Origin of the sequence: Vibrio sp. 10N.286.49.E11, assembly GCF_041469505.1 — a bacterium.
Classification (GTDB): domain Bacteria; phylum Pseudomonadota; class Gammaproteobacteria; order Enterobacterales; family Vibrionaceae; genus Vibrio; species Vibrio crassostreae_C.
The window spans coordinates 1-350 of record NZ_JBFRKQ010000153.1 but is presented as its reverse complement, the minus strand read 5'-3'; the positions used below and the strand labels follow the sequence as shown (position 1 = coordinate 350).

Here is a 350-nt window from a genome sequence, read left to right as displayed (position 1 = left end):
GGAGTCACGCTAACATCAATGTTTGCAGACACGGTATCGGTACCGTCTGACACATCGAAGCTAAAGCTCACATCACCATTGAAGTTCTCGTTTGGAGCAAAGCTATATGATCCCTCACCCAAGTCAGTCAGTACGCCATCAGTGCCTTCATAAGTGATGCCCTCAACCGTCAGGTTATCACCTTCAACGTCTGTCGCGCCTGTAAGCAGATCCGCGTCTGTGAACTGTAAAGTACCGTCTTCTGCAATACTGAACTGTTGATCTTGAGGGACTGGCAGGTCATTAACTGGATTAACAGTAAGGTCAGCCGAAGCTTGAACGGTATTGGTACCATCTGAGATATCGAAGCT

1 protein-coding gene is annotated in these 350 nt (G+C 47.7%); it reads right to left on the bottom strand.

Going from position 1 to position 350, the window contains the following annotated elements; genetic code table 11:
- Positions 1 to 350, bottom strand: a 350-nt coding sequence (locus tag AB4167_RS21970; RefSeq protein ID WP_372137027.1) for a tandem-95 repeat protein, incomplete at both ends; no start/stop codon positions are given.